The organism is Collinsella aerofaciens, assembly GCF_032584215.1.
In the GTDB taxonomy this organism is placed as follows: Bacteria; Actinomycetota; Coriobacteriia; order Coriobacteriales; family Coriobacteriaceae; genus Collinsella.
This window is the reverse complement of sequence record NZ_JAWHPN010000020.1, coordinates 37,065-43,075: the sequence shown is the minus strand read 5'-3', so window position 1 is coordinate 43,075 and position 6,011 is coordinate 37,065. Positions and strand designations below refer to the sequence as shown.

Sequence of the window (6,011 nt, the reverse complement as noted above, 5' to 3'; positions counted from 1 at the left end):
ACATAGAGCTCTATTACAATAGGGTGCGCATGCATTCCACCCTGGGCTACATGTCTCCAGTGGAATACGAGCGGCAATACGCTTGATGGTCCTTAAAAGAAAGTCCAGTTTATCCTTCCCACTCCAATGGATACGCCTAGGCACGGTCCAAGAAATCGTCCGCGCCCCCTATCTGACCCTATTTCACCGCAACTTAGAAGGTGTCGGCGCATAACGCTTCACCCCAAATTAAATTGATTCGTTGAATAGACACATTACAAATCTTTAGACTTCGTTTAATCTACAAGTGGGTATTATCACACATTAAGCACACGTGAAAGGATATGCCCATGTCGCTTACACAGTCAGCAGAGCGTGCAGCGCTTAACAAGCTCATCGATTATCTCGACGACAACCCGCAAGAAAACATCGACAAAATCATGGACCTCGTGAACAAGCTGGTCCCCAATCGCGTATTTCCTGTACAGCGAGAGGCATTCACCAATGTCATCAAGAGCCGCGGCAATTGGTATGACCTGATCATGCGTGTGTTCAGCCTTAATCCCCAGATGCGAACCAAACTGCTTAAGACCCTCATTGTCGACGCCAACCTGCTAGCTTGGCCAGAGCAGGAAAAGAACCGCGAAAAGTACCAGTGCAACGTTCCGTGGGCCATCCTGCTCGATCCCACGAGCGCCTGCAACCTGCATTGTACGGGCTGCTGGGCCGCCGAGTACGGCTACAAGCAGAATCTCTCGTTCGAAGACATCGACTCTATCGTTACGCAGGGCAAAGAGCTCGGTACGCATATCTACATCTATACCGGCGGCGAGCCGCTCGTCCGCAAGCACGACCTGATCAGAATTTGCGAAAAACATCAGGACTGCGTGTTTCTCTGCTTTACCAACTCCACGCTGATCGACGAGGCCTTCTGCGACGATATGATTCGCGTAGGTAATTTTGTCCCCGCCATCAGCGCCGAGGGCAATGAGCACACAACCGACGCCCGTCGCGGCGAAGGTACCTACGCAAAGATCGAGCACGCCATGAAACTCCTGCGCGAGCACGACTTGCCGTTTGGTATCTCCACCTGTTGGACCAGCGCCAATGCCGATACGGTAGCTACCGAGGAGAACATGGACTGGATGATCGGCGAGGGAGCACTCTTCTGCTGGTACTTCCACTTTATGCCGGTTGGCCGCAATGCAACCCCCGAGCTCATGCCCACGCCCGAGCAGCGCGAGCACATGTATCACTTTATCCGCGAAATGCGCGAGAAGAAGCCGCTGTTTACGCTCGACTTTCAAAACGACGGCGAGTTTGTAGGCGGGTGTATCGCCGGAGGTCGCCGCTACCTGCACATCAACGCCGCCGGAGACGTGGAGCCGTGCGTGTTCATCCACTACTCAAACGCCAACATCCACGATGTGAGCTTACTCGACGCGCTGCGCTCTCCCCTCTTTATGAAGTACTACGAAAACATGCCGTTCAACGACAACTACCTCAAACCATGCCCCATGCTCGAGAATCCCGACGTGCTGCCCAAAATGGTTGCCGAGAGTGGCGCAATGAGCACCGATCTTATCGAGAAGGAGTCACCCGAGCAGCTGCGCGAAAAGACCCAGGCTGCCGCCGAGGCATGGTCACCTGTCGCCGACCGCATCTGGAACGACTCCGACGATCCGCTATACGCCAAGCGTCACGAGGATAAGTCGCAGGGTATGGCCGATAGCGACATGCACAAGTTCGAAAAACAGGGCCGCACACTCAAAAACGGCGATTAATGCCGCCCTACACGACAAACGCTCAGAAATGAAGCGGAGCAGTCTCGAGGCTCATCTTCGAGGCTACTCCGCCTTACCATCAAAACAGTTTTACTAAGTTGCGGTGAAATAGCGACTAGATCGGCCTTCCAATAACCAAAACAATCCCTATTCCACCGCAACTTCTTTAAGTTGTTGAATTATCGATGCTATTCGAAGCGAGATTCCAGGCTCGACAGGCCGTTGAGTGTGAGGTCATTGGCAACCTCCGAGACGCGCTCGATAGGAACCGAGCCATCAGACAATGCCCACGTGCGATAGATACCGATAATACCCGACAGCAAAAACGCCAGATAGTAGTCGAACATCTCGTCCTTGAGACCTTGGGGCAGCAGATCGCGCTCGGCAATCTCGTGCTCGAGCGGTTCGCGCAGGCGAGCCATAAAGTCGTCGAGCGGAATGTTCTCGATCAGCTGACGATTGAGCACCAAGTTGTTACACAGTGCCTCGTTAACGGTTTTAAAGAAGGTCGCCGCCGCGCCCAGGGCGCGCTCGTTGGTGTCGCCGTCCATTGAAGCAAGGGTTTTCTCGACCGAGTCGACAATCATCTCCACCACATCGACGGCAATGGCATCGAGCAGGCCGTCAACCGTACCAAAGTGAACGTAAAAGGTCTTGCGGTCGACATTGGCCTCGCGCGCGATGGCACTCACCGTAATGTCTGCCAGCGGCTTTTCCATGAGCAGGCGCTCGAAAGCGGAAAGGATGGCATTACGGCTGCGAACAATGCGGCGGTCAAGACGCGGTTTGCTGGTTGCCATGGGCGTGTCCCTTCGATATGCGAGCATTCATCAACAGATGAGAGATAATCTACGTAAGAGGATTATCCCCCATACAGCACAAATATGCCCCGCATCATGAAGAACGCACGACTGCCCTACTGCGACTTAGGGTGCTTCTTCTTATTGAGTGCCGACGGAGATACGCGAATACCGTCGCCTGTCTGGCGCACATAGGCTTTATGAGCCGGCTTAGCGGTCCCAGAAGCCTTCTGAGCCTGCTTCTTGGGATCAACGGTAACAGCATTCATGGGGTGGGGCTTTGTGGGCGCAGAGGGCGTTTGAGGCGTACGACCGAGCTTGCGCATCACGCGATCCCAGCGCGCATGGATGCTCTCGTTGTGGGCACTCTTAAGGCCCAGCAGGGGCGCAGCCAAAATGGTCGGCGCAATAAACGTAATGAGGCGCCACAGCAGATAGCCGGCGGTCGATGCCGACCCAAAGAAATGACCCAAGAACAATGCAAAGCCGCCCTCAGCGCCACCAGTTCCACCGGGCAGGGGGACCGCAGAGCTCAACAGCTGGACAAAGGCGCTCGCGGCCATGACCGAGAAAAAGTCGACCTCGTGGTGGCCAAAGGCAAGCATCAGGAAATACGGCACGAGGTAGAAAAACGCGAGCTGTAGCATGGTGATGACCACCGTGAGCAGCATGGACGAAAAGTGGCCAGCCGAAAGCTTGAACTTCTCGGAGAACGAGTAGATCTCGCCATCGACAAACGTGCGCCATCCCTCGATCTTAGAGGACGAGACGCCTATGCGCTCGAGCCAATTGATGATGCAATGGGCGACGCGCGTGACGGTCTTAGGCATGAGCGCGACGGCGAAGATGCCAAGCAAGATGCAGCAGTGCCCACCAAAGATAAAGACGCACAGCAGCGTCATGTCGCCATAGCGCTCGGCAAAAAACGGCATGCGAGCAAGCAGGAGGATAGCGCCCCAGGCAACGAGGCCAAACTGGTACACGATAAAGCGCGTGAACTGCGTGGCTCCGGCCTCGCCGACATTTTGGCCCGCTTTGGTCAGGCGGTAGATCTGGGCGGGAGTCGAGCCCATCATCATAGGCGTCAAGTTGCCAAAGAAGATGCCACTCGCCTCGACCGAAATGAGGTCGCGAATACCGACGGGCGAATATGGGTCGAGCCAGACGGCGATCGCATAGGCCACAATGCCAAAGAACAGATACATGAACATGCAAAGACACGCGACAACGAGCCATGGCGCCTGGACGCTTGACATAGCGGCCCAGAACTGCCCCATCTGCCCGGTTACCACCAGATAGACGATATAACCCACCAGCACGACGCCGATAAAGATGGCGCCACGGCGTGCGCTCTTATTGTCATCTCCGCCCGAGGCCTCAACCTCGACCTGGGGCTTAGACGTATGCTGAGAGGACTCCGTCATGAGACTCCTTCTAACAGTCAAAATATCTTGGATATTGTACCCGTAAGGGCCATAGGCAGAACGCAAAGCTCTGGTTCAAACGGGAATTGCAGACGGTTGTTTGAAAATAAAAAACCCGACCTTCTATGGGAAGACCGGGTATGAGATTCATGGTAGCCCGTACCAGATTCGAACTGGTGATCTCCGCCTTGAGAGGGCGGCGTCCTAAACCGCTAGACGAACGGGCCATAAGCCTTAGCAGAAAAGAAGTGGTAGCCCGTACCAGATTCGAACTGGTGATCTCCGCCTTGAGAGGGCGGCGTCCTAAACCGCTAGACGAACGGGCCACATGACATCTGCACTGCCGTGCTGCGAGGAAATATATTACGGGACAAAAAACGTCAGCGCAAGAAGAAATTTCAAATTGCCGAAAAATTGTCGGCAGGTTATGGAACACGCAGGTAAACTGAGTAGCTAATTCAAGTTGAGATGGACCAAAAGAGCTTCGCGCTCGTTGGGAATATTGTCTTCGATCACGGCGTCGAGGGCGGAGTTGAGAAGCTGACCCAGTTCCGGCCCGGGCTTAACTCCGGCACGGATCAGGTCGCCGCCGTTGATGGCGAGCATCTTGAGCGTATAGGGCTCCCCTGCCTTCAGCAGCTCGTGCGCCATCGCGCGCATCTCCTCAATCGTCTCAACGTAATAGAAGCACGACGGGGCCTTGCCGAGCGTGTCAGCACGCTTAAGGTCCATGAGCTCGTCAATCAGACGGGCCGTGTCGACGCCCTCGCCAGAAAGCGCACACATCATATTGAGCAGGCAGGATCGCTCGGGACGCAGCGGTTTGTCGTGATATTTGATGAGCAGGCACACGTCGCGCACCAGGTCGTGCGAGAGAGCCAGGCGATCCATAATGACGCGCGCTTTCTTGGCGCCGAGCTCGGGATGACCGTAGAAGTGTCCGCTGCCGGCGTGATCGACCGTAAAGCACTCGGGCTTGGAGACATCGTGCAAAAACGCCGCCCACATAAGGCTCGACGATGGCGCGACGCCGTCGCACAGCGCCAGCTCCCCAGCCACCGTCAACACGCGGGCGATATGCTCGTAGACGTTAAACGCATGATAGACACTTCGCTGATCAAACCCGCGAGCGGGCGCAAGCTCGGGCACGGCGGCGCAGATGAGCTCGGGGTAGCGCAGCATCGCGTCTCCCCCGTGGCCGGTCGAAAGAATGCCCTCGAGCTCAATACCCACACGCTCGCGCGCCACAGCATCGAGCAGCGGCGCGCACTCGGCAAGCGCACGCTTAGTCTCGGGCTCAATCATAAAGTCCAGGCGGCAGGCAAAGCGCACCGCACGCAGCATGCGCAGTGCATCCTCGTTAAAGCGACGCTTGGGATCGCCGACAGCACGAATCAGCTTGCGCTCCAAGTCACCCTGGCCGTCGTAGCGGTCGACAAGCCCGCGCTCGGGATGCCAGGCCATGGCGTTGACGGTAAAGTCGCGGCGCGCTAGATCGTCCTCGAGCGAGGCGGCACGCTCCACACTCTGGGGATGGCGACCATCGGTGTAAAAGCCATCCAGGCGGTACGTGGTGACCTCGATACGCTCGCCATCGGAAATAGCCGTGATTCCGCCAAATTTAATGCCCGACTCCACGACCGCGATGCCAACGGCCTCGAGCGCCGCTTTGGACTCCTGCCACAGGCCGCTACAGCACATATCAACATCGTGGCTGGGGCGCCCCATCAGGGCGTCGCGCACCCAACCGCCTACGTACCAAGCCTCAAGACCGGCTGCTTCGAGCGAACGCAGGACGCGCAGGGAGGCATCAGACGGTTGCGTACCGTTGAGAGAAACATTGCACATGCCTATGGCCTCCTGCACTTGCGAGCGTTAATCGATGGTTCTCAAGAAGTCTAACAAGAAACGAGAAAGCGCGCACACGCAATCGCGTCGTCGATTCGATAAAACGAGACAGCAGACGCCACATACGTTCAGCGCGCAAAAAACACCCGCCTTGGTAATCCAAAGCGGGTGTTCGG

5 protein-coding genes and 2 tRNA genes are annotated in these 6,011 nt (G+C 56.3%); 2 read left to right on the top strand and 5 right to left on the bottom strand.

Features of this window, described 5'->3' with window-relative positions:
• Positions 1 to 2 precede the first annotated feature (2 nt).
• Positions 3 to 86 carry an IS3 family transposase gene (locus RX395_RS10270; RefSeq protein ID WP_226812472.1) on the top strand — a complete coding sequence of 28 codons (84 nt, stop codon included), beginning with the start codon at positions 3 to 5 and terminating at the stop codon, positions 84 to 86.
• Between the two features lie 243 nt (positions 87 to 329).
• Complete coding sequence (locus tag RX395_RS07030) at positions 330 to 1,763, top strand: radical SAM protein (protein ID WP_316366490.1); 1,434 nt, start codon at positions 330 to 332, stop codon at positions 1,761 to 1,763.
• A gap of 188 nt (positions 1,764 to 1,951) precedes the next feature.
• Here the strand turns inward: RX395_RS07030 and RX395_RS07025 are convergent, their stop codons facing one another.
• The 5 genes from RX395_RS07025 to RX395_RS07005 form a co-directional block, all read right to left on the bottom strand.
• Positions 1,952 to 2,563 (bottom strand): TetR/AcrR family transcriptional regulator, encoded by a 612-nt coding sequence (locus tag RX395_RS07025; RefSeq protein ID WP_316366489.1) that lies wholly within the window; start codon positions 2,561 to 2,563, stop codon positions 1,952 to 1,954.
• Positions 2,564 to 2,679: 116 nt separating this feature from the next.
• Positions 2,680 to 3,987, bottom strand: coding sequence for a lysylphosphatidylglycerol synthase transmembrane domain-containing protein (locus RX395_RS07020; protein WP_316366488.1), 1,308 nt, complete (start codon positions 3,985 to 3,987; stop codon positions 2,680 to 2,682).
• Positions 3,988 to 4,137: 150 nt separating this feature from the next.
• Positions 4,138 to 4,214 (bottom strand) — tRNA-Glu (locus RX395_RS07015).
• A gap of 22 nt (positions 4,215 to 4,236) precedes the next feature.
• A tRNA-Glu gene (locus tag RX395_RS07010) sits at positions 4,237 to 4,313 on the bottom strand.
• Positions 4,314 to 4,440: 127 nt separating this feature from the next.
• The gene (locus tag RX395_RS07005; RefSeq protein WP_316366486.1) at positions 4,441 to 5,835 is read right to left on the bottom strand and encodes a CCA tRNA nucleotidyltransferase; all 1,395 of its coding nucleotides are present in this window, start codon (positions 5,833 to 5,835) and stop codon (positions 4,441 to 4,443) included.
• Positions 5,836 to 6,011: the final 176 nt, after the last annotated feature.

Coding starts and splice junctions, on each gene's coding strand:
- RX395_RS07030 (WP_316366490.1), top strand. CDS start 330: ATGTCGCTTACACAGTCAGCAGAGCGTGCAGCGCTTAACAAGCTCATC.
- RX395_RS07025 (WP_316366489.1), bottom strand. CDS start 2,563: ATGGCAACCAGCAAACCGCGTCTTGACCGCCGCATTGTTCGCAGCCGT.
- RX395_RS07020 (WP_316366488.1), bottom strand. CDS start 3,987: ATGACGGAGTCCTCTCAGCATACGTCTAAGCCCCAGGTCGAGGTTGAG.
- RX395_RS07005 (WP_316366486.1), bottom strand. CDS start 5,835: ATGTGCAATGTTTCTCTCAACGGTACGCAACCGTCTGATGCCTCCCTG.